Origin of the sequence: Halocatena marina (assembly GCF_023276375.1) — an archaeon.
GTDB lineage: Archaea > Halobacteriota > Halobacteria > Halobacteriales > Haloarculaceae > Halocatena > Halocatena marina.
Genome location: NZ_JALLPK010000001.1, coordinates 2,110,600 through 2,132,539, shown reverse-complemented (window position 1 = coordinate 2,132,539; position 21,940 = coordinate 2,110,600). Strand labels below are relative to the sequence as shown.

Here is a 21,940-nt window from a genome sequence, read left to right as displayed (position 1 = left end):
TAACTCAATGGTAAAGAAGTGGTCTCAGTTGACTAGGATGTCTGTGATCAACAGAGGAGATTGTATTCGATTGTGGAATAATTGCGCGGTGAATAGAACGGATGGAGTGATCATTCTTGTCGAAATCACGATAAAATACACGATAAGAATACAAAGGTGTCATGAATGATCAACGACTACTATTGTTTCGGACGGTATGGGGACATATCGAATTCCCGCCAAGAGAGAGGCCAGGTGGGGGGAGGTCGGCGGGGAGTGCCTAGACAGGGATTCAGGATTGCTGCCCAGCTTTTTATAGCAAATGGCGCATTCCCGCGCGACATCATATAGTACGTGCTAGCCCCTGTAAAAAGCTTCCTATATGGCTTTGGTTGTCAGACATTTGTATGATATCGGGTAATAGATTACTATCCAAATGTATTCTAAAATTATATGTTTGGTATCCAGGTATGACTAGTGTGGTGTTTGAATTGTCTGTATGGATATGGTTTAGTGTTAGCAAACATTCTTTTATGCGGTGTTCCGGGACAGTACCGTTTCTACACACTGTTCATCTGATTGTATATCTCTCTATATTTCGTCAGTCTACAGTAAAAATAGCCCGAGTGCGTCGGGGTCAGGCCGCAGGCATAGCTCATGTCGGACTAAATCATATCTGCAACAATCCGGAACAAGTATTGCACATCAGTGAGTTCTATCCCGCATGTCAGTTACCCCGCCCGTTACCTTTGGTCTTGATTCACTACTACTGACTGCCGGACTATTCACATTCTGGATCGGATTCGCGCTTGAGTGGGTCCGTACTCGTGAAACGGCTCATGGATACGCTCGGACATCACTAGTGCTCTCGGTTGTATGTGGCCTCTTGTTCGTTGGTAGTGGTACCAACTTCATCCCAACAACAACTGTTGCGACGTACACTCTTATTGGATTACAGATTGGTGCTATTGCCCTCCTGTTCCCCGTGCTTCGTCGATGGCTCACGATGACGCCACCCACCCCGCCGTGAACGAGTAGATCAGCGACGAACTCACTCTGGCAGTCCAGTCGGACAAGTCCTGAATCAATTGTGCTGTGCCGCCTTGCCGTGCTCTGCGACGCTTGGCAAAAAGTTTCTTTACCAATTGTTGGATAATGCAATGCATCAAATTATGGTTTGAAGCACCCGAAAGCCCATACGAGATGAGCTTATAGGCTAAGCCGATGAGCTTGCTGCCGCTACGTGGGGAGTCACAATCGACCCCGAACGAGCCGCGTGTTCTCGGTCTGGATAACGATGCGGCCGATGAGGCGTTCGAAACGTTGACAGCCTCTACGACTCGGACGGTGCTTTCGATCATCTACGATCGACCATCGACCCCCACTGAAATACGAGACGAAATCGACACATCACTTCAGAACGTTCACTACCACCTCGGGAAGCTGGAGGATGCGGGTCTCATTGAACCCTCTGGGGTTGGGTATTCGGAAAAGGGAACCGAGATGACGGTGTACGCTCCGGCGAACGAGGCCGTTGTGTTGTTCGCGGGTCGAGAGTCTGACCATCTTCGGCTGCGTGATTTCCTCAGGCGTGCACTCGGTGCAGCGACTGTGCTCGCAGGAGCCAGCGCCATTCTTGCACTGTCTTTCGGCCGGTTCGGTATCTTTGACGTAAAGCAGACAGGTGGAGGACCAACAGCACTCGAAGCGCCTACTGCGCCAGCAGTCGATCCAGTGTTGATGTTCCTCTTGGGTGGTGTCTTTTCGCTCGCGGTTATTGGCCTGTTCTGGTATTTCGACCGATAGCGAGCCTTTTTTTGTTGGACGTCAACATCTGAGTATGAACGTCCAGTGTATCTCTGAACTCACCCCCGACGAGCGGCGAGTACTCTTCAAACGTAGTGGTGGCGTTACTGATGCGAAAGACACCGCTCGCGAAATTATCGGGCGGGTGCGTGAGGAAGGCGACGTTGCGCTCAGAGACTATGCCCGTGAGTTCGATGGATGTGAGGTTGGCAACATCGATATCACTGCCGACGCGGCACGCGCGTCCGAGGAACTTGATGCAGACCTCAGAGCGCACATCGAAACCGCGGCAGCGAATATCCGTGCGTTCCACGAAGCACAAGTTCCTGATGATTGGCGACAATCGTTCGGTGGACGGGAACTCGGTCGGCGCTTTCGTCCCATCAAACGTGTCGGTGTGTATGCACCCGGTGGGACAGCGTCGTACCCATCTAGCGCACTGATGGGAATTATCCCCGCAGCGGTGGCTGGCGTCGAACACATCGCGGTTGCGACACCGCCAGCAGAGACGCTCGATCCTGTGACGCTCGCGGCTATCCACATTGCTGGCGCAGACGCGGTGTATCAGGTCGGTGGCGCACAGGCCGTCGCGGCACTCGCCTACGGGACTGAGACGGTTTCGAGCGTAGAGAAGATCACTGGGCCCGGAAATCGTTTTGTCACGGCAGCGAAGGCCGACGTACGCGGAGACGTCGACATCGACTTTCTTGCTGGACCGAGCGAAATTCTTGTGCTAGCAGATTCAACAGCCAATCCAGCATTCGTTGCCGCTGATGTGGTCGCACAAGCCGAACACGATCCGAATGCCTCGGTCGTTGCGGTCACCGACAGTGAGGCGCTGGCCGAGTCAATCGCTGAGTCGATCGATGCGCAGGCGAGCGGTCGAGAGCGTGAGGACATCATTCGTGAGACGCTGTCCAGCGACGCGAGCGGTGTGTTCCTCGCGCGCTCTATCTCCGAGGCGGTACTGTTTGCCGAGGAGTATGCCCCTGAACATCTCTCCATTCAAGCAGACGACGACGAAGCACTGCTCGAACGGATCGACAGCGCGGGTAGCGTCTTCCTCGGTCCGTACACGCCGGTCGCAGCAGGTGATTATGCGAGCGGAACGAACCACGTCCTCCCGACGAATGGCGGGGCACGAGTGACAGGCGGACTATCTGTCGAGACATTTCTGCGCTCATCGACTGTCCAGCGACTCGACCGAGAATCGTTGTCAAATATTAGAGATACAATCACGGCGCTCGCAACAGCAGAAGGTTTGGAGGCACACGCAGTTAGCGTCGAACGGCGGTTTTCAGAGGAATAAGCGCATCACAGCGCATGCGATTCTCTCGTCGTCGTCGCGAGTAGTATTCGCACATAACATATTCTAATTTATGATTGTTGCATACCAAGTCTGTTCGTGATAGCGTACTCTTACATTTCGACTTCCAATGATAACGTATATATCCCATCGCTTTTTCACTCAGGGTATATCCCGGTTTCTCAGAAAAAGCGGTTCTCAGGTCGACGTAATATTCGGAGGCAGTGAATGTCATGGTGAGTGAACTGGCGTTCGGACGGATTGGTATAGCCTTCCTGATCGTGATTTCGGTCGGTGGCGGGGGTATGGTAACGACAGATCCCGTTGCTCGGGCCGCTGGGAGCGATACGGGCGATGCTCCCGAGAACGCAGCAGCGATAGATGCTGGTAGCTCGGTCGACGGAGCGATCATGCCGAACGACGTTGATTGGTACGCCGTTGAACTCGAAGCGGGTCGTGATTTTTCAGCGCTCCTCAAGCGCACAGCACAAAGAGGTGAAGACCTTCGCGTGAGCTTGTACAGCCCAGACGGCAAACGGATCTCGGCTCATGATAACCGAGCACGTTCACAGACCGACGGGGCTGGCCAGCAAGGAGCGGCGCACGTGACTGCTGGCGTTATCGAACAGTCGGGAACGTACTACGTGAAGGTGGAGGCTGTCAAGACGAGCACAACTCCGACGAGCTACTCGTTGGCGGTCTCATCGCGGTCGCTCGACAAATACGATCCGAACGAACGTCGCTCGAAGGCAGCTCCGCTCGAATCGGGTGAAACGATCTCGGGCGTCATGACTGAATCTGATAGAGAATTCTTTTCAATTAAAGCAAAAAAAGGAGATGATATCTCTATTGAGACTTCGGCGTCTTCGGGATCCGTCGATGCGGTGAACGTGTACGGACCCAGTGGCGAGCAGATCCACAGATCGACTGGCGATAGCACTGAGAAGATCCCAGTGACGAAAGCAGGGAAATACACCATTCAGATCGTCTCCGATCTCGACGCTAACGACGTGCTTGATTACACACTGACGGTCACTACCAACTCGAATCACTCTGCTGGCGGTGACAACGCTCGACACATCAAGCCGGGGACAACAGTCAGCAACACGATCCGCTCGAAGCACGAAAGCGACCGGTACGCTGTCACGCTCAAGAAAGGCCAAGGATTCGATGTCTCCCTCAAACATACGAATCGCAAGAATCCAAACGAGAAGCTGTCGTTTACGGTGTACGACCCGAATGGAAACAAAATCGGTGAAGCACCGTTCAACCGACCACTCCGTGCGTATCATACGAGTCCCGCGGCTCCCACTGCCTATGGTGGTGATGTCGTCGAACGTTCCGGTACGTACTACGTCGAAGTTACGGGAGGCTCCGGTGCCGATTACTCCCTGACGGTCAACACCGTTGGGTTGGATGGGAACGACCCGAACGAACGACCAGCATCATCATCTTCACTCGCTAATAATGACACGGTTTCTGGTGTTCTGACTGGGTACGACCGCGACGTGTATGCCCTCAACCTCCAGCAAGGTGATGCGATCACTGTTAGATACAGCAGCTCTGGAAAATTCCAACCAGCGCTTTGGGTGGCTGGACCCAACGGTGCGGACCAGCCATACGTCTCCAAGGACTACTCATTCGGAAAGAGTACCATTGCGAGTAGTCACTCGGGTGACAATCTCACATTCATTGCCAATCAGAGCGGTACGTACTACATCAAGGCTGTACCCTACTTCAAGCGCTCCACCGGCGCGACGTTCTTAGAGACCATTACCTACAAGATGCAGGTCAGTACTGCTCACATGCTGAATAGCTCAATGAAGGTCTCGCACTCCTGGACGACCGGGTCGGCACCGACCAGCGAAAAGGTTTCTCTGAAAGGCACCTCGACAGCAACTCCGACGGAGACGCCCACTCCAAACGCGACGACCACAGAACAGTCGACTCTAACCACATCGACGCGAGAGACGACGGAGACAGCGACAACCACCAAAGCGAGTGAATCCACGACAACGGAGACCGATGGCCCTGGATTCGGTATTATCGCAGCACTACTTGGTTTGGGAATTGGCGCGTGGCGATACCGTTCGCGAGAGTGATTCAAAGTGTTGTCCTGACCGGATTGATGAATGTGGCTCGGCTATTCTCTGAGTGCTACAACAAGCGCGTGTAGCTATCTGTTTTTGCCCGGAAGGAAACGGAAAGCGTCTGTGCACTGGTGAGCGCTCTGTGAGTGTGGATGCGGTGTTCTCGCGTTCGACAATAACTCCGCCGTCGCGCGCGTGGTAGTTCACAGAACAGCGACTTCCACGACCTCATCCGGATCGTCTATCTTCGGTGCATCTCCCGCACTGCCACCAATGAGTGCGTGGCTCGAACGCTGTCCAGTTTTATTAGGATGTGCGCGCTATCCCACACCATTCTTCCATCGATACATCGTCTGATGGCTCGCCGAACGTTTTCGATTGTACATCGACACAAACTGGCCACCAATCGTTTGCCCAATGTATTTTAGGTGTTGTTTCGTGAGGTGTCTTCCCTCACTTACCCACTTCACGCCCCCGCTTGCCGTACTCGTCTCCGACTTCAACTCTGGTAAATCAAAAAGAACTACTATCTGATTACAGCTTTTGCTCGGCGTCGTCAGCGAGCTCTTGCATCCGCTTTCCGATTCGGCCAGCGTTCGAAAACTCGTCTTCGCTCATTGCAGTCGCAAGCGCGTTTCCGAGGACGAACACAGCGTGTTTGTGCTCGCTTTTCGATTTATGAACGTCGTCAGGCGAGACATCAAGCTGGTCGTACGGATCGAATAGATTCCTGTTAATACCCTCTTGCTCTCGAAAGTAGTTCATAATCATTACCATTTGCTTGTGTAACTCAAGAAGTTCGTCCTTATGCATAGGCAAAATAACTATCGTCGTAGGTTTAAGGGTTACTGCCAACGGTCAGAACACGTACTCGTCGTCGTGCCCCATCATTCCGTCGTCTTCGAACCCTGGCTCTTCTTCGTCCATTGGTCCGCTTGTTTTGTATGCCCTAATTCCTGACGCAATCAAGTCCTCGACTGCTTCCTCGCGGTTAATGAACTCGCCCTGATCGACCAACTGCATAATCTGCATTTCGAGGTGTTCCGGTATCGTGATCTCCACCTTTGGCATAGATATGCGACGGTTTGATAGTCGCCCTTATAACTCTGACGGGGATCTTCCCCCTTCCGCAAAGACTCTCCAGTGGTTTGGAAAAATACGTTTCTATTATTTACTCAGATTTTGATCAAACAATAATAGTACCATCATAATTCATATGTGCTTTGGATGCATTCGATACACCTACCAGTCGCCCTTTCGAACGGATCGGTATGGAATACGAGGACGTGACGGAAATTCACGAAGAATTCGGTGGTGATCGGTTACCACCTGGCCAGCGTGAGACCTCAGCATTCCCTGTGCTCTCGAAGGGAGACGTTCCGTCGTGGGACCCAGAGACGTGGGAGTTTCGCTGCTGGGGGGCGATCGAGAACGAGCTATCATACACGTTCGATGCGTTCCAGCAACTCCCCCACGAGAGCCAGCGACAGGATTTCCACTGCGTGACCGGCTGGAGCCGGCTCGATTGTGTGTTCACTGGAGTTACGTTCCCGACGCTCGCCAATCGTGCGGGCGTCTCCGATGATGCTGTACACGTCATGTTCCACGCACTCGATGGATATACGACGGATCTTCCACTCTCGGATTGTCTCCGCGATGAGGTCATGTTCGCATGGGAACTCGACGGTGAACCACTGACGGGCGAGCACGGTGGACCGCTCAGGGTAGTAACTCCACACAAATACGCGTACAAGGGTCCTAAGTGGATTACAGGTATCGAATTCTTGACTGAAAAGAAGCGTGGATACTGGGAAAAACGTGGCTACTCCCAAACGGCTAATCCATGGCACGAAGAACGGTACAGTTAGCTCTGTATTGATCTATTGCTGTATAATCCATGCTATCCATAACCTCTTAGAATCGTTATCTAAGCTTATCGATCCTGATGAAGACATGAGAATAATCTCTGTTTGATATCTATCTCGGTAAAATCGCTTGTCTTCCTCTGATGATGCACTATTGCTAACGATTGGAGAACTCGCCTGATTCACGTGGTAAGTATCTTTCAAATTTTATGGTTTGGTAACTATATATGAAGGTTAAGTACTATAGCATGATAGAAGCAACTGGAGACCGAACACGGGATATCAAGACATTGGTTCGAAGCATTGGGGAAAACCGTGTGTGAAACACGGTTTCGGTCTCCAACTTATCCCATTGAGGACCATCTGATTGTTCAACACAACCACGGATAAATCTGTGGTATATTATTTAATTCTGCGCATGACTGACTCAACTGTTTATAAAAATAAACAGATACAAATTCATCTATCGATTGGATAATACACCCAACGGCGAGATCAGGAGGATTTTGATTTCACCATACGTGTGTCCCACTGGCACCACCCAAAAGTTCAGTTGCTGAGTCTACGTCGATGGTGGACGAAGCCCAAGAATCGTCAACTGACCGCTGTCCGACAGTCGATTCAGATAACAGCACACAGACCCGTGTCGACTGTGTTCTCTGCTACTGTGCCACATTCGGTTATATACTCTGATTTATTACTACCTCTATGATTATCATATATTCCCACAATCTCTTTGTTTCAACTGAAATTTTTACTTCGATAGGTATCATTTTCACTGATCCGATGAATGTATGGCATTCTATCTCATGTGTGATGTCTAAACAACGTCTGTGGCGCGAAGAACGGTACAGTTAGTGTTCCGGAGAGAATATTTCACGTAATGAGTCGACTCCGTGGTGGTGAGTCGGTGTATTCGTTCGAAGGATCGCTTATAAGCCGTTCGTTACCGATCGACCCACCGTCGTTCCTGTCTGTGATTCGGTCGTCTGACACACCACGAACAGTGTGGTCGACACCGGAGCAGGCATCAGAAACGGGAGGGACGACCGTCGTTGGAAACGGAGCGGCTGCTGTTCTACGGGCGGACGGATCGGATCGTTTCATGACAATCCGTGAGCGAGCAACCGATTTATTCACCAACTCCGATGTCGATACGGATGCTGAGGCAGCCCGTCCGCGACTCTTCGGTGGCTTTGCGTTCCACGACGACCACGCTTCCCGTGCACCATGGTCCGGATTTCCTGGCGCACAGTTCGTTCTTCCCCGCATTCAGATCACGTGGAAAGACGATCGCGCGTGGCTCACTGTCAACACAGTTGGCGAGTCTCAGCGAGGAATTGAAGAATATCTCACAGACGCCACGCAGTGGCTGTCTTCACTTTCTACGTCCGGTGAAAATTCGGACCCGCCTGGGATTGCTGACCGCGAGCGAGCGACGGATCGGGACGATTGGCGCGCTGCTGTCGAGGCGTCGGTTGAACAGATTCGTGTTGGTGCTCTCCGGAAAGTTGTTCTTGCACAGGCACTCCGGACGACGCTTGCAGATGAGCTTTCGGTTCCTGATACCCTCGCTCGCCTCCGTGAAACCTATCCTGACTGCTTCGGGTTTCTTATCGATGCCCTCGACGGTGCACACTTCCTCGGAGCAACTCCCGAGCGTCTCGTCTCACTTCGTGGACGAACCGTCGAAACGGGTGCACTCGCGGGAACGACTGGACGCGGCGATACCCCCGAAGAGGACGAATGGCTCGCCCGTGAACTGCTATCCAGCGAGAAGGACAATCACGAGCACGATCTCGTTGTCGAGGCGATTCGAGAACAACTCGAACCGCTTTCGACGACAATCACGACAGACGAACGCCGCATTCGGCGACTGGCGACGGTTCAGCACCTCGAAACGCCACTCTCGGCTGAACTCACGCGAGACGAGCACATTCTCTCACTTGTTGAAGCGCTCCATCCGACGCCTGCAGTCGGTGGACTCCCGCCGGATCGTGCCCTTGCGACCATCCGAACGACAGAACCGTTCGAACGCGGTTGGTATGCCGCACCTGTCGGCTGGTTCGATGCCGATGGCAACGGTACCTTCGCGGTTGCCCTCCGCTCTGCCGTCACGGCGCGAGACGTCGTAACGCTGTTTGCTGGCGTCGGCATCGTTGCAGATAGTGACCCCGACCGTGAATGGGACGAAGTCCAACTGAAATACCGACCAGTTCTCGATGCACTCGAATGATTTCAGATCTCATATGAGCAATGCAGTCAGAAAAACGAGGCTCGTGAGGTGCAGCGTATGAACTGTGAGTGGCCTGACGGCTGCTCAGGTGATGTCAGGAAGGACGGGCGTCTGCGGTTCGGAGTGAGGGTACGTGAATGAGCTTACAAAACCGGAACACGCTTTGGGGATCGGTCATCGCTGATGAACTTGCGAAGGCAGGCGTGAACGCTGTTTGTCTCGCTCCAGGCAGCCGATGTACTCCGCTCACAGTTGCGCTCGCCGATCACGACGCTATCGAGACGTATTCACATCTCGATGAGCGTTCGGCTGCGTTTTTCGCGCTCGGTCGCGCAAAGCGCACAGGAATCCCGACCCCGCTCGTCTGTACGTCAGGAACCGCAGCAGCGAATTTCCACCCTGCTGTCATCGAGTCCCACCAATCGCGCGTACCGATGCTCTTGCTCACGGCCGATCGGCCGCGGGTGCTTCAGGACAGCGGCGCAAATCAGACGATCGATCAGGAGAAGCTCTACGGCGACGCGGTGCGCGCATATCGGACGCTTCCCGAACCAGACGCAGATGATCGTAAACTCCGATCACTTCGGACTGCCATCGCGCGAGCGGTTGGGACGACAATGGGCGTCGAGCCGGGACCTGTCCACCTCAACGTCCCGTTCGAAAAACCACTCGAACCCGTCCCCACTGATGACGTTCCAGAGGATTTCGCGGAGGAGTATCCTCGTGCAGTTTACGGACGCGATGGACCGTTCGTAACTGTGACCGGTGGAGAGCCAGCTCTCGATTTTGATGCGAATGACGTGCGCGCGCTAATGAAATCGATCGAGACTGCGCACCGGGGTCTCATCGTTACAGGACCCGAAAGTGATCTCACCACAAATGCGCTGTCTCGACTGGCGGATGCGACGGATTTCCCGGTTCTCGCTGATCCGCTTTCTGGTCATCGCTTCGGCACGCACGTCGAGCGTGTGTTGGTCTGTGGCGGATACGATTCGTATCTCGCTGCATTCGATCACGACCCCGATGTTGTCCTCCGGTTCGGTGCCTCACCCACCTCGAAAACGCTCCGACAGTATCTGCGCGACTCTGGAGCCCGACAGTTCGTCGTCGATCCTGCCGGTGGCTGGCGGGAGGCGTCGTTCACCGCAACCGATCTCGTCAGTGCGGATCCAACGCGACTCGCCGATGCGCTCGCACAACGCGTCGAAACTACTCATGCAGGAACGGAGTGGTACAGTCGCTTCGAACAGGCCGAACAGGACTACTGGTCGTTCATCGAACGCGACGCGACTCTCTTCGAGGGCGGACTCGTGTACGATGTGACCACGCTGACACCGGATCCGAGCACGCTGTTCGTCTCGAACAGTATGCCCGTCCGCGATCTCGACAGATTCGGTCCGCCACGGTCGGCAGCGATAACAACGTTCGGAAACCGTGGCGCAAGCGGAATCGATGGCATCACGAGCACCGCCCTTGGAGTCAAAAGCGCGAGTGACGAGGAACCGCTCGTGCTTGTCACCGGGGACATCGCGTACTATCACGACATGAACGGCCTCCTCGCTGTCAGTCGGTGTGACGTTGATGTCACAATTGTTCTCGTGAACAACGACGGTGGCGGTATTTTCCACCTCCTTCCGATCGAGGAGTTCGATCCTCCGTTCACTGAGTACTTCAACACCCCACACAATCTGGACTTCGAGTCAACCGGCGATTTATACGGTCTGGACTTCGAGCGGTGCGAATCGCGCGAAGCGTTTCGTGCGGCCTACCGCAAATCAATCGAAGGAGAGGGAACGCAAGTCATCGAAGTCTGTGTCGACGGACAGGAGAGCCACAGACACAGGGATTCCCTTCACGAAAAGGTGTGTGAAATGACTGAACAGTAACGTCGTGTGCTCTGGATCAATCAACGGACGTACTGTTATTATCGACTGAATTAAATTGTAAATACAATCATGTCCTCCAATACGCCCGCAGACGATGCGACTTCCCCATCACGTCGCTACATCGCCATAACAACAGTTTGCCGACTGTTCGGTCTCCTTTTTACCTATATCGGGCTTCAAATCGTGTTCTTCGCTCTCGAACACCCGATTACGTCACAGACATTCCTGTTCAATGGATTGCTCGGGGTGTTCGTGCTGTACGGTGGATTCCGGTCAGCCGGCGTTCGATTCCGACTGTACAGCCGGCTTCGATCGATGAGGAGCTGAAGCTGATTACTCCTCAACGGCGGCGGCGATCCGTTCAACCGCCCGAACGAGCCGCACCGCGAGATACAGAAAGACGAACGTCAGCATGAACGACAGCCACTGTAAGAGCGCCTGCCTGAGAACGACTGCGTACAGGAACGTAAGCACTGCAATGAGACCGACGCCAATAACAGCGTATTCATTTTTCTTGTCCATCATGGTTGTCATGTATCGTCTCTTGAGTGTCCGTACCTACCCTAATAGTTACTGATTTGTTGTGGCTTATTTGAGCCACTGTTCACTCCTGTTTGGCCTGCCACCTCACTGTCGTGAGGGGATGGAGCGGATTTGCCCCGATACTGTCGTATTCGACAGTGGTCACCGAGAGATTCTGATGTTTGCCGATGGCGGACAATACGTCCGTATTGTAGTTCCGAACTTTTGCGTACTGTCGGCGGAGCAGTCCGAGCATCGTGTCGGGATGTGGTCCGACTGGTTCAAGATGAACGCCACCGATGATCTCACCGTCTCCCACACACGATGCGAGCCGATCAACCACTGTTTCAACAGAAGCTATCGCTGTAAGCGAATCACAAGTGAAGATAATATTGTTATTTCCATCAAGGAGATCCCAATCACCGTGGAAATCGAACTGTTCGACCGAGATGCGGTCCGTTCCAGCGGAGAGCTCGCGTGCCAATTCGACGCCGTGTTCGCTGTATTCGCCCCCAATCACGCGGTTCGGAAATGTGTCGGCAATGACGCCGAGGGTCGCACCCCACCCACAGCCGAGATCAACGACGGTTTCGTCTCCACCGAGTGCTGGTCGAAGCGCATCGCGGATGACGGATCTCTCTTGTGCGAGGAGTTCAGCTGAGCTGGCAAAATACAGCGCTTCGTCGATCGAGATGACGTCTGGATCGTTACGCCCCAACGACCGTGTTTCCTCGATGAACGTCTCGTAATCGATCGGATTCTCGTGGTATCGCTTGAGGAGATAGGCGTAGATATCATCGTACGTCTCTAATTTCGTGTACATTTCCGGATCAGTCGGTGGATCGCTGCTCGCATCGAGCAGATAGGCGGCCCACTCGGAGTGTCTCGGAAGGTCATTGAGCGAAAGCGGAGTCACGTCGATTCCTCCGTCTCAGAGTGATCTTCGATCAATTCAGCACGCGCAGTTGACAGTTGCATCGCTACTACCCGTCGACGTGAGAACAGCGTCACACCTTCTCGATTTGATCACTTAGCGTTTTTCATACTCGACTTATCGCGTACCGTCCGCGTGATGCAAAACCAGAACCAGACGAGGAATCTTTTTGCGGCGCCCGACCAAGTTCCGCCATGGTTTCGGAACTTTTCGATGCAGAGCAGTGGGATGAAATCACGGAATTCGACTTCCGGGATATCACCTACCATCGCGCGCGTGAGCAGGGAACAGTCCGTATCGCGTTCGATCGACCCGAAGTGCGCAACGCGTTTCGCCCTGGAACGGTCGACGAACTCTACGTCGCGCTTGATCACGCGAAACGACAGACCGACGTCGGCTGCGTGTTGCTCACCGGCAACGGTCCATCATCAAAAGACGGAGGCCGAGCGTTCTGTTCCGGCGGTGATCAAGCCATCAGAGGAGCCGATGGCTATCAGTACGATGATGGTGAGGGGAGTGAGACCGGACGACTCCACATCCTCGAAGTCCAGCGGCTCATTCGCCATCTGCCAAAGCCAGTTATCGCGGTCGTTCCTGGCTGGGCGGTTGGCGGCGGACACAGCCTCCATGTCGTCTGTGATATGACGCTGGCGAGCGAGGAACACGCACAGTTCAAACAGACTGACCCCGACGTGGCGAGCTTCGACGGTGGTTTCGGATCAGCGTATCTCGCCCAGCAGGTTGGTCAAAAGAAAGCCCGTGAGATTTTCTTCCTCGGGAAGTCGTACTCCGCAGCGGAGGCGGCAACGATGGGAATGGTCAATGACGTGGTTCCACACGCTTCCCTCGAAGAAACCGCGCTCGAATGGGCAAAGGAGATCAACGGGAAATCCCCAACGGCGATTCGGATGTTAAAATACGCGTTCAATCTTGACACCGACGGGCTAGTCGGTCAGCAGGTGTTTGCGGGTGAGGCGACCCGGCTCGCGTACATGACCGATGAAGCCCGAGAGGGACGCGACGCCTTCGTCGAGGGGCGCGCGCCAGACTTCTCTGGCGTGCCGTGGCACTACTAGGTATGACGGAGGTTTCTCGAAAAAAAGCGTGGCTGATGGCCGCTCGCCCGCAGACGCTTCCAGCCGGTGCGTCTCCGGTCGTGGTCGGGATCGGTCTCGCGATTGAATCCGAAGTCTTTAGCCCGATACCGGCGCTTGCGGCGCTGCTCGGAGCGCTGCTCATCCAGATCGGAACGAACTTCGCAAACGACTACTACGACGCCGTAAAGGGTGCAGACACCGATGAACGCGAAGGATTCACACGCGTCACACAGTCGGGACTTATCCGGCCAGCAGCGGTCAAGCGCGCGATGTACGGCACCTTCGCTGTTGCCATCCTTACAGGGGTGTATCTCGTTTACGTTGGTGGACTCCCGATTCTGATCGTCGGACTGTCCTCAGTCGCGGCAGGACTTCTCTACACTGGTGGACCGTACCCGTACGGCTACCGGGGGTTGGGTGACCTCTTTGTGTTCGTCTTCTTCGGACTGGTCGCGGTCACCGGCACGTACTACGTACAAGCAACAGCGATGACCGCAGCGCCGCTTTCGATCGGTATTCCTCCGGAAACGGTACCCACAGTGGTTGTTCTCGCAAGTCTTCCAGCAGCGGGACTTTCGACTACAATTCTCGTCGTGAACAACATCCGCGACCGAGAGACCGACGCGAAAACCGGAAAGCGCACGCTGGCAGTGATGTTAGGCTATCGATGGAGCCGTATCGAATTCCTGTCGTTGATCGGGTTGGCGTACGTCGTTCCGATCGCGTTTGCCTTGATCGGCTACAGTCTCACTGTTCTCTTACCGTTGCTCACACTCCCGCTTGCGATTTCGCTCTCGCGGACGGTGCTCACGAAAACGAGCGGCGATGCCCTCAACCCAGCGCTCGAAACGACTGGGAAGTTGCTTGCAGCCCACTCGGTGCTCTTCGCTGTGGGATTCGCTCTCGCTTAGGAGTATTCGGCTACTATACGCACTCGGTCGGTAGCATTTCCCACGGAGTGAGTGTTACTCATCAACAACGATGGTATAATGTCTATCAAACTGCATTATAAATTATGTAATAACGTTTGTTTTTATGAATCAAATATCGGCATGTAGATGTCATTGAGAAATACATATGGATAGATTTTAATAAATTAACGATTAATACAGTTCTGGCTACAGTAATGTCGGATGAAATAGAGAACGGCTTCGAACGCAGAACACTGTTGAAAGCGATTGGAACAGGAGGTGCGGTGGCTACCATCGGTGGTATGGCCACTCCCGCTTCCGCTACCACTACCGATTCTGATCGTGGAGCGGGACAGGGGAGTGGTTCGGATTCTGCCACAGCGAGTGTCGATAGTTCGCTCGCCAGAACCTGGGAGAGCGAGTACTGGTCATACAAGTGGGAGCTTTCCAGCCCGAGGACGGTTGTCGTCGAGCTTGTTGGACCGGATGGCGCGGATTTCGACCTCTATATCAGTGAAGGCACCACTTCCTGTCCAATCGGGTCTCACTCTGATCAGCAGTCGTGGTCGAAAGCCAGCAAAGGATCGATCACTCTCGACGATCCGGATAGTTCGACGGACCTGCGAATTCTTGTTAGCTCGCACGAAGGTAGTGGACGCTACACGCTGACTGTCACCGAACGATCGTCCGCTGAATCGGGTGGAGATGGATCATCCGCCGGATCAGATGACGGATCGCCCGCTGAATCGGATGGGGACGGGTCATCCAGTGAATCAGATGGAGACGGATCGTCAACAGAATCGGATGAAGATGGATCGTCCACCATCCATCAGATTGAGCGCAACGTTCATCAGGAAGTCAATCGGCAGCGCAAGAACAACGGTAAAGCACCCATCTCATACGACACCCAAATGGCGAGTGTCGCTCGCAAGCACAGTCAGGACATGATCGACCGTGACTACTTCTCCCACGTTGCACCTGGGGATGACAGCTTCGCGGATCACTACAACGACGAGGGCATCAGCTGCAACGGGTTGGGAGAGAATATTCTGTATCGGAGCATTCAGGGCACCTCTCCCGAGGAGATCGCCGCCAATATCGTCGAGCAGTGGTGGTCGAGCGATTCTCACCGTCGGAACATCCTTGGAACGTGGAAGACAGAAGGCATCGGTATCGCAATTACCGATGACGACGTTTTGTACGCGACAGAGGGATTCGGGAATGGATGCTGACTGCTTGCGCTGGCAGACAACCGAATCGTGACGATCTGGCTGTCTCGACTCTGTTCGGACGTGATCGATGCGCACAAACACCTTTGTCTCGCAACGAAGAGATTCCTCGATCTGTGAACCGCACCGTAACCGCTATCGGCCGCGTCGAATTGTCTTTTGCCTAGTAGGAGCAACCGTGTTGGTAGCGCCCGACGTGGTTTGCTTAAGGGACTGTCTCCGACAATACATTTGGCTGTCGAGACCCGAGACACAGAAGACGAATGAATAGATGCAGTGTAGAATCACCGTACATCGAACAAGTGGTAGACAGCAATGTCTCGCATTCTTTCCCCACCCTCCTCCAGACACACCTCCACAGTGGATGGACGTCTCTTCTCGAAGAAAGATGGATCGTACTTTGACAGTTGAACCGTTTTCTCTCGATCTTGCCCGCCCGCTCTCCACAGCGGATCGGACGATCACGCACCGCGATGGATTTCTCGTCCGCATCGAACGTGATGGCGTCGAGGGCATCGGGGAGGCGACACCACTTCCCGGCTGGACCGAATCGATTGATGAATGTCGCACTGCGCTCGAACGGGCGGTGTCCGTCAGTGAACGTGAACCGCTCGCTCGTTCCACGACCGACCGTGAGACGATTCTCGCTGAGGTTCCTGCTTCCTGTCCGGCCGCACGGCACGGACTCGCGCTTGCATTCTCGGATCTGCGCGCACGGCAAGCGAGACAGCCCCTCTATCGGTATCTCGGTGGCACAGAACGAGTCACGTCGGTTCCAGTGAACGCGACGATCGGGGATGGTTCGGTCGAAGCGACTGTTCGAGCTGCCACGCGCGCGGTCGACCGAGGCTACGACTGTCTCAAGTGCAAGGTTGGAGCACGACCAGTCACAGCGGATGTAGAGAGACTGCGTGCCGTCCGCGATGCTGTTGGGCCGGCCGTTGAACTACGAGGAGACGCCAACGGCGCATGGAGCCGCGAGCAGGCCGATCGCGCGTTCGAAGAGCTCGACGCTGTGAATATCAGCTACATCGAACAACCCCTTTCTCCCGACAATATTGAGGGACACACCGCTCTACGCGGAGGTGATGTGGGCGTAGCGCTCGACGAAACGCTCGCTGAAATATCGGTCGATGAGATACTTTCGGCAGGCGCAGCAGATGTCCTCATTTTGAAGCCAATGGTGCTTGGAGGACTCGATCGTGTGCGTGATGCGGCCATAATGGCGCACGAAGGAACTGATAGCACGAGCTCCGAGGACGTGATTCCCATCGTGACGACGACGATCGACGGCGCGTATGCGCGCTCGGGGGCTGTTCACGTCGCTGCAAGCATCTCTGGTATCTCTGCTTGTGGGCTCGCAACCGGTGACCGACTGGCTGAGGATCTCCTCACGCACCGATTACCAGCCACGCGAGGACGGATCGCCGTTCCACAAGGAAACGGCAATATCTCTCGACGTTCAGGTATAACTGATGCGTGATTGGCTATCCCACCGAGCGGTCGTCTCGCCGGATGCGACAGCACTCATCACAGCCGACTCCAGCACGAGCACGGACATGCGCGCAGAAACGGAAACTACGAACACGCGCGCAAGTGTGACGTATTCGGCGCTCAATGAGACCGTCGATCAGGTCGCTGCTCGATTGGCGACGCTCGGTGTCGGTCACGGGAGCCACGTCGGACTGCTCATGAGCAACCGCCCGGAAGCCGTCTGGCTCATCCACGCGACGATGCGCCTCGGGGCTGTGGTCGTCCCACTTTCGACAGAACAGACGCTATCGGAGCTCGCGCCTCGGGTCGAACGCGCAGATCTCGATCTACTCGTCTGTGAGCGCGAGACAGAGCCGATTGCAGTCGATTGTAGTGTCCCTGTCTCCTCTGTCGACGACGGTAACGTCTCACTCATGGATTCACCGACAGCTGACGAATCGGCTGCTGATCCCGAGTGGAAGCCGACCGATCCGCTCGTGATGCTCTATACGTCGGGGACGACCGGCCAGCCAAAGCTCGTTGTCCTCACTGTTAGGAATGTGTTTACCAGTGCGGTCGCGTCGGCCGACAGGCTCGGCGTACTCCCTACCGATCGATGGTGTTCTCCGCTCGCATTACACCATATGGGTGGGATCGCGCCCGTCTATCGAGCGGTCATCGACGGAACCGGTCTCATTCTCGCGCCAACTGACCCGAAGCCACTCCTCAATGCTCTTTCCCAGCACGAGGCGACCGGTGTTTCGATAGTCCCTGTCCTGCTCGAGCGCTTGCTTTCTGTTGGCACACTCCCAGATTCACTTCGTGTTGTCCTCCTTGGCGGCGCACCAGCATCGAATGAACTCATTGAGCATTGTGGCGACCGCGGCGTCCCCCTCCATCCAACCTACGGAATGACAGAAGCGGCCTCCCAGATCGCTACTGCTCGGCCTTCTGAGGCGACTGCGAACCCTGGAACCGTTGGACGGCCGCTTTTCATGACGACCGTCACTATCATCGACGACGACGGGTATCCGCTTCCACCGAACGAGCGAGGAGAGATCGTCGTTTCTGGCCCGACGATTATGAAACAGTACTACCGTGATTCCAAAGCAACAGGAGACGCGTTCTGTGCACACGGATTCCGGACGGGAGATATCGGCTATCTCGATGAGGATGATCGGCTGTGGGTCGATGGACGAGCGGGCGATCGCATCGTTACTGGGGGCAAGACCGTTGATCCGAGTGAAGTCGCAAACGTCCTTTGCGATCATCCGGAGATCGCCGACGCGGCGGTTGTCGGACTTCCAGACGCAGAATGGGGTGAGTGCGTTGGTGCACTCCTCGAACAGACGGACCAAGACAGTTCTGTCGATGCTGCCACCATCGAATCCTACTGTCGCGCGCGTCTCGCGTCGCATAAGCTACCCCGAGTCGTCACGTTTGGGGCGATCCCGCGGACAGAATCCGGCACGATCGACCGCGAGGTGGTCCGTGCGCGCCTCGACGTGGCGCGGACTTAACTCTGAAGAGATCATCTGTTTTCCCGTGTGTACTCTTACCATTTCATGGCAGGTTTTTGAAAATTATCCGGTTCTCATTGCAGCGAATCGGGACGAGCGGTTTGACCGACCCACTCGACCACCACAGGTCATCGAGAGCGAGCGCCGAATCGTCGCACCGACCGACGAGGAGGCCGGTGGAACGTGGATCGGCTACAACGAGGACGGTCTTGTTGCTGCAATCACTAATCGCTGGGTCGATGCCGATCTCGCTGGCGAGCGTTCAAGAGGTCTGCTTGTCCGTGACGCACTCGATCAACAAACTGCAACTGATGCCTGCCGGACCGTTGAACGGGCACTCGATGTGAATGAGTACGAGGGATTCAACCTTCTCGTCGCTGATGAGAACAGTGCTATCCTCATCGAATATGACGGTGGTCCGACTATTCGCACGCTGTCTCCTGGTATTCATGTGATTATGAACGTCGGCTACGACACGACGTACACCATTCCATCGCTCCGTCCTGAAGTGAGCGAGCAGCAAGCCGAAAATGGGCGCAGACTCTTTGAGCACCTTCAGCCCCAATCGTCGGAAACTGCTCTCGCGTGGCACAAACGTGCCAGCGGCGCACTCGGGAACCACGAATTCGGCGTCTGTATCCACGGCGACGGGTACGGTACCCGCTCGTCGTCGCTCATCCGCGTCGATAGTAGCGGACGCGGTCAGTACGAGTTCGCCGATGGTCCTCCATGTAAGAATCGTTATGAAACAGTGGACAAGCAACTTTAAACCGTTCACCAACTCATACCAACTATGAGCGTCGTAGCTGACGAGAGCGATCTTTCGGAGGACGAGCGCGCGGGCCTCGCGCTCATCCGCGAGACGGGTGGTATTCATCAGAGTGACTTCTGGAAAGAGCTCGATGTCTCCTCTCGCAAAGGTAGTCGTATCGTCGAATCACTGGCCGAGCAGGGATTTATCCAGCGTGAGGAAGCGATCTACAACGGACACAATACGTATCATCTCACACCCGCAACGCGCGACCTTGATTTCTCGTTGCTCATGGCCGGTGATCTGCTCTCCCCGTTCGTTGCTGACGAGGAGGTAGAAGCAAACAGTGACGCATTCTCTCAGTGGATCATGACCCTGGCGTATCAGTAACTGCAGTTGCGCTCAAACTAATCGGCTTCTCCGCTATGCTGTGTTATTCGTGCTCATTTATTTCATCAGTGAATAGTGGAGAATACGTCACATCGTAATCGAGCGGCTATGAAACCTTATCTAACTATCACGTGGTCTGTACCAGCGTAGCCGTGCTCTCCGTTCTCGTCGCGTTCCCAGAGGAGTTTCCCGAGTGATTCATCACCGTCAAAACCCGCATCCTGTGTCGGGAAGTGAAGAACAAGGATCTCGTGATCGTCGCCGTCGACGATGTGTCCGCCGTGCACTGGACGCGCGCCACCGCCCTGTTCGACGACATCGGGTGCGCCGAACCGATAGCGGACGGCTCGCTCTGCTGGGTCGAACACGACGCGTGATCCGTCTTTTTCGAATTCGGTTCGAGCAACCGTCACGGGGATGACCCCCCGACTCTTCGGATTGATTGGATTTCGGCCACAGCCTGGTTTGATGTCGATCATGAGTTCGTCGGGGAAATGTGCGGCCGCCCGACGGCTGATCAACGGGAGTGCAATGGTTCCCATCGCTGCACCGAGGCCTGTCTTGAGAACGTCTCGTCGAGTTGCTCCGTTTGGCATTTCTGACACAATCTGATGATTTCGTGGTTTGGACCTAATCGTTCTGGCACGATCATCGAAACGGAGATGCCGAATAATCGAACTGTTGAAAGCAATACCGCAGTGATTCGTGAATTGAACCAAATAGCCCTTATTCTTGTGACTGTTGCAGTGATGTATGAAGAGGCGGATATTTCTCGGATCGCTCGCCACCATCGGGACTGTTGGAACACTTGGTGGATGCCTCGGTCTTGCCGACCCAAATCCAAACGTCACGCTCGGTGAACCAGACCGCCAGTTCGACAGCTCCGATGTGCCGTATCAGGCGTGGGGTGAACGCGTCCCAGACGTCACGATTCCGGCTCCGGTCGATTCTCGATCAGTGTCTCTACGTACTGTCGATACACCGACTGTCATCACGTTCTTTTTCAGCCACTGCATGACCATCTGTCCGGTACTCATTTCGGCACTCAGAAATGTTCAGACAGACGCGATGAACAATGGCTACGCGAATCAGGTAACGTTTCTTCCGATTACGTTCGATCCGGCCCGCGATCACGCCCAACGGTTGCAAGCCTACGCAGAAGAGATGAACATAGCCGACGGTGCGGGCAACTGGTACTTCTTACGACCCGACTCGGAGCAGAGTGCAACGCAGATTATCCAAAAGGAGTTCGGCGTTATGTTCGAGAAAACTCCCACAAAAAAGCAGTCAGGATACATGTTCACGCACACACCGTTGACGCTCCTCGTTAACGCTGATGGGTATGTCGAGCGAGCCTACAAGACAAAATCACCGGACCAAGAGACGATTATCGACGATTTGGCCAAACTCCGATGAACCGCCGACAGCTGTTAGCCGGTATCGCTGGTGTGTCGCTCACCGGTGGCAGCGCGTGGGTTGCAGCACAGGAGCTTCCTGCAGGCACTGCGTTGCCAGTGCAAATCGAGACGATGAATGCCCACGGATCGGATCGGGGAACAATCAGCGTTCCCATTGAAAACACCGTGACGGTGATTGATCTGTTTGCGACGTGGTGTTCTCCGTGTAAAGCACAGATGGGCGGACTCGCATCTCTCCACGACGCGTATGGTGATGACCTCGCATTCATCTCTGTGACAAACGAACGGATCGGCGGAACACTGTCCCGTGCGGACATCCGCATGTGGTGGCACCAGAACGATGGTCACTGGACGCTTGGGTTAGATCCCGAGAGTGAGCTGATGGCGATGCTCGGAGCTGGTGGGCTCCCCTACATCGCCGTTGCTGACGCAGATGGAACGATTACGTGGCGACATAGAGGCGTTGCGAGGAGCGACACAATCCGAGCCGAAATTGAGGCGGCCCTGAATGAAACATAGCGTCGTAA

Annotated in this window: 22 protein-coding genes; 17 read left to right on the top strand and 5 right to left on the bottom strand. The window is 54.7% G+C overall.

Features of this window, described 5'->3' with window-relative positions; all coding sequences use genetic code 11:
• Window positions 1–703: 703 nt before the first annotated feature.
• From MW898_RS09600 to MW898_RS09585, 4 genes are all read left to right on the top strand, one after another.
• Complete coding sequence (locus MW898_RS09600; RefSeq protein WP_248906678.1) at window positions 704–1,009, top strand: hypothetical protein; 306 nt, start codon at window positions 704–706, stop codon at window positions 1,007–1,009.
• Window positions 1,010–1,203: 194 nt separating this feature from the next.
• The gene (locus MW898_RS09595; RefSeq protein ID WP_248906676.1) at window positions 1,204–1,785 is read left to right on the top strand and encodes an ArsR/SmtB family transcription factor; all 582 of its coding nucleotides are present in this window, start codon (window positions 1,204–1,206) and stop codon (window positions 1,783–1,785) included.
• A 34-nt stretch (window positions 1,786–1,819) separates the two neighbouring features.
• Complete coding sequence (gene hisD / locus MW898_RS09590; RefSeq protein ID WP_248906674.1) at window positions 1,820–3,094, top strand: histidinol dehydrogenase; 1,275 nt, start codon at window positions 1,820–1,822, stop codon at window positions 3,092–3,094.
• Window positions 3,095–3,324: 230 nt separating this feature from the next.
• Entirely contained in the window at window positions 3,325–5,193 is a 1,869-nt protein-coding gene (locus MW898_RS09585; protein WP_248906672.1) for a hypothetical protein, read from the top strand.
• Window positions 5,194–5,715: 522 nt separating this feature from the next.
• On the opposite strand, the gene MW898_RS09580 is transcribed toward MW898_RS09585, so the two are convergent.
• Together MW898_RS09580 and MW898_RS09575 are read right to left on the bottom strand one after the other, a co-directional pair.
• The gene (locus MW898_RS09580; protein WP_248906670.1) at window positions 5,716–5,994 is read right to left on the bottom strand and encodes a UPF0058 family protein; all 279 of its coding nucleotides are present in this window, start codon (window positions 5,992–5,994) and stop codon (window positions 5,716–5,718) included.
• 45 nt (window positions 5,995–6,039) lie between these two features.
• Complete coding sequence (locus MW898_RS09575; protein WP_248906667.1) at window positions 6,040–6,252, bottom strand: ribbon-helix-helix domain-containing protein; 213 nt, start codon at window positions 6,250–6,252, stop codon at window positions 6,040–6,042.
• 200 nt (window positions 6,253–6,452) lie between these two features.
• Between MW898_RS09575 and MW898_RS09570 the strand changes: the two genes are divergently transcribed.
• The 4 genes from MW898_RS09570 to MW898_RS09555 all read left to right on the top strand — a co-directional run bounded on the left by MW898_RS09570 (window position 6,453) and on the right by MW898_RS09555 (window position 11,495).
• Window positions 6,453–7,049: a sulfite oxidase-like oxidoreductase gene (locus MW898_RS09570; RefSeq protein ID WP_248906665.1), complete on the top strand. Its 597-nt coding sequence runs from the start codon at window positions 6,453–6,455 to the stop codon at window positions 7,047–7,049.
• Window positions 7,050–7,929: 880 nt separating this feature from the next.
• Window positions 7,930–9,282, top strand: a complete 1,353-nt coding sequence (locus MW898_RS09565) for an isochorismate synthase (protein ID WP_248906663.1) — start codon at window positions 7,930–7,932, stop codon at window positions 9,280–9,282.
• A 137-nt stretch (window positions 9,283–9,419) separates the two neighbouring features.
• Window positions 9,420–11,168, top strand: coding sequence for a 2-succinyl-5-enolpyruvyl-6-hydroxy-3-cyclohexene-1-carboxylic-acid synthase (gene menD, locus MW898_RS09560; protein WP_248906661.1), 1,749 nt, complete (start codon window positions 9,420–9,422; stop codon window positions 11,166–11,168).
• Between the two features lie 69 nt (window positions 11,169–11,237).
• Window positions 11,238–11,495 carry a hypothetical protein gene (locus MW898_RS09555; protein ID WP_248906660.1) on the top strand — a complete coding sequence of 86 codons (258 nt, stop codon included), beginning with the start codon at window positions 11,238–11,240 and terminating at the stop codon, window positions 11,493–11,495.
• A gap of 6 nt (window positions 11,496–11,501) precedes the next feature.
• Here MW898_RS09555 and MW898_RS09550 read toward each other — a convergent pair whose 3' ends face one another.
• Together MW898_RS09550 and MW898_RS09545 are read right to left on the bottom strand one after the other, a co-directional pair.
• On the bottom strand, window positions 11,502–11,690 hold the full coding sequence (locus tag MW898_RS09550; protein WP_248906658.1) for a DUF8066 domain-containing protein: 189 nt from the start codon (window positions 11,688–11,690) through the stop codon (window positions 11,502–11,504).
• Between the two features lie 82 nt (window positions 11,691–11,772).
• Complete coding sequence (locus tag MW898_RS09545) at window positions 11,773–12,606, bottom strand: class I SAM-dependent methyltransferase (protein WP_248906657.1); 834 nt, start codon at window positions 12,604–12,606, stop codon at window positions 11,773–11,775.
• A gap of 212 nt (window positions 12,607–12,818) precedes the next feature.
• On the opposite strand from MW898_RS09545, the gene MW898_RS09540 reads away from it, so the two are divergent.
• The 7 genes from MW898_RS09540 (at window position 12,819) to MW898_RS09510 (ending at window position 19,995) form a co-directional block, all read left to right on the top strand.
• On the top strand, window positions 12,819–13,700 hold the full coding sequence (locus MW898_RS09540) for a 1,4-dihydroxy-2-naphthoyl-CoA synthase (protein ID WP_248906655.1): 882 nt from the start codon (window positions 12,819–12,821) through the stop codon (window positions 13,698–13,700).
• Window positions 13,701–13,702: 2 nt separating this feature from the next.
• Window positions 13,703–14,632 (top strand): 1,4-dihydroxy-2-naphthoate polyprenyltransferase, encoded by a 930-nt coding sequence (locus MW898_RS09535; protein ID WP_248906653.1) that lies wholly within the window; start codon window positions 13,703–13,705, stop codon window positions 14,630–14,632.
• Window positions 14,633–14,847: 215 nt separating this feature from the next.
• On the top strand, window positions 14,848–15,864 hold the full coding sequence (locus tag MW898_RS09530; protein ID WP_248906652.1) for a CAP domain-containing protein: 1,017 nt from the start codon (window positions 14,848–14,850) through the stop codon (window positions 15,862–15,864).
• A gap of 397 nt (window positions 15,865–16,261) precedes the next feature.
• Window positions 16,262–17,344 carry a mandelate racemase/muconate lactonizing enzyme family protein gene (locus MW898_RS09525; protein WP_373689882.1) on the top strand — a complete coding sequence of 361 codons (1,083 nt, stop codon included), beginning with the start codon at window positions 16,262–16,264 and terminating at the stop codon, window positions 17,342–17,344.
• The gene (locus MW898_RS09520; RefSeq protein ID WP_248906630.1) at window positions 17,337–18,854 is read left to right on the top strand and encodes a class I adenylate-forming enzyme family protein; all 1,518 of its coding nucleotides are present in this window, start codon (window positions 17,337–17,339) and stop codon (window positions 18,852–18,854) included. The genes MW898_RS09525 and MW898_RS09520 overlap by 8 nt, the downstream gene beginning before the upstream one ends.
• Window positions 18,855–18,879: 25 nt before the next feature.
• Window positions 18,880–19,623 (top strand): NRDE family protein, encoded by a 744-nt coding sequence (locus MW898_RS09515; RefSeq protein ID WP_248909741.1) that lies wholly within the window; start codon window positions 18,880–18,882, stop codon window positions 19,621–19,623.
• A gap of 24 nt (window positions 19,624–19,647) precedes the next feature.
• Window positions 19,648–19,995, top strand: a complete 348-nt coding sequence (locus tag MW898_RS09510; protein WP_248906627.1) for a helix-turn-helix transcriptional regulator — start codon at window positions 19,648–19,650, stop codon at window positions 19,993–19,995.
• 116 nt (window positions 19,996–20,111) lie between these two features.
• Here MW898_RS09510 and MW898_RS09505 read toward each other — a convergent pair whose 3' ends face one another.
• Window positions 20,112–20,591, bottom strand: coding sequence for a hypothetical protein (locus MW898_RS09505; RefSeq protein WP_248909740.1), 480 nt, complete (start codon window positions 20,589–20,591; stop codon window positions 20,112–20,114).
• A gap of 157 nt (window positions 20,592–20,748) precedes the next feature.
• Between MW898_RS09505 and MW898_RS09500 the strand changes: the two genes are divergently transcribed.
• On the top strand, window positions 20,749–21,411 hold the full coding sequence (locus MW898_RS09500) for an SCO family protein (RefSeq protein ID WP_248906625.1): 663 nt from the start codon (window positions 20,749–20,751) through the stop codon (window positions 21,409–21,411).
• Window positions 21,408–21,932, top strand: coding sequence for a TlpA family protein disulfide reductase (locus MW898_RS09495; RefSeq protein WP_248906622.1), 525 nt, complete (start codon window positions 21,408–21,410; stop codon window positions 21,930–21,932). Before MW898_RS09500 ends, MW898_RS09495 begins: the two co-directional genes overlap by 4 nt.
• Window positions 21,933–21,940 lie beyond the last annotated feature (8 nt).

Coding starts and splice junctions, on each gene's coding strand:
- MW898_RS09600 (WP_248906678.1), top strand. CDS start 704: ATGTCAGTTACCCCGCCCGTTACCTTTGGTCTTGATTCACTACTACTG.
- MW898_RS09495 (WP_248906622.1), top strand. CDS start 21,408: ATGAACCGCCGACAGCTGTTAGCCGGTATCGCTGGTGTGTCGCTCACC.
- hisD (WP_248906674.1), top strand. CDS start 1,820: ATGAACGTCCAGTGTATCTCTGAACTCACCCCCGACGAGCGGCGAGTA.
- MW898_RS09540 (WP_248906655.1), top strand. CDS start 12,819: ATGGTTTCGGAACTTTTCGATGCAGAGCAGTGGGATGAAATCACGGAA.
- MW898_RS09505 (WP_248909740.1), bottom strand. CDS start 20,591: ATGCCAAACGGAGCAACTCGACGAGACGTTCTCAAGACAGGCCTCGGT.
- MW898_RS09585 (WP_248906672.1), top strand. CDS start 3,325: ATGGTGAGTGAACTGGCGTTCGGACGGATTGGTATAGCCTTCCTGATC.
- MW898_RS09575 (WP_248906667.1), bottom strand. CDS start 6,252: ATGCCAAAGGTGGAGATCACGATACCGGAACACCTCGAAATGCAGATT.
- MW898_RS09530 (WP_248906652.1), top strand. CDS start 14,848: ATGTCGGATGAAATAGAGAACGGCTTCGAACGCAGAACACTGTTGAAA.
- MW898_RS09550 (WP_248906658.1), bottom strand. CDS start 11,690: ATGGACAAGAAAAATGAATACGCTGTTATTGGCGTCGGTCTCATTGCA.
- MW898_RS09510 (WP_248906627.1), top strand. CDS start 19,648: ATGAGCGTCGTAGCTGACGAGAGCGATCTTTCGGAGGACGAGCGCGCG.
- MW898_RS09570 (WP_248906665.1), top strand. CDS start 6,453: ATGGAATACGAGGACGTGACGGAAATTCACGAAGAATTCGGTGGTGAT.
- menD (WP_248906661.1), top strand. CDS start 9,420: ATGAGCTTACAAAACCGGAACACGCTTTGGGGATCGGTCATCGCTGAT.
- MW898_RS09520 (WP_248906630.1), top strand. CDS start 17,337: ATGCGTGATTGGCTATCCCACCGAGCGGTCGTCTCGCCGGATGCGACA.
- MW898_RS09500 (WP_248906625.1), top strand. CDS start 20,749: ATGAAGAGGCGGATATTTCTCGGATCGCTCGCCACCATCGGGACTGTT.
- MW898_RS09580 (WP_248906670.1), bottom strand. CDS start 5,994: ATGCATAAGGACGAACTTCTTGAGTTACACAAGCAAATGGTAATGATT.
- MW898_RS09555 (WP_248906660.1), top strand. CDS start 11,238: ATGTCCTCCAATACGCCCGCAGACGATGCGACTTCCCCATCACGTCGC.
- MW898_RS09595 (WP_248906676.1), top strand. CDS start 1,204: ATGAGCTTGCTGCCGCTACGTGGGGAGTCACAATCGACCCCGAACGAG.
- MW898_RS09565 (WP_248906663.1), top strand. CDS start 7,930: ATGAGTCGACTCCGTGGTGGTGAGTCGGTGTATTCGTTCGAAGGATCG.
- MW898_RS09535 (WP_248906653.1), top strand. CDS start 13,703: ATGACGGAGGTTTCTCGAAAAAAAGCGTGGCTGATGGCCGCTCGCCCG.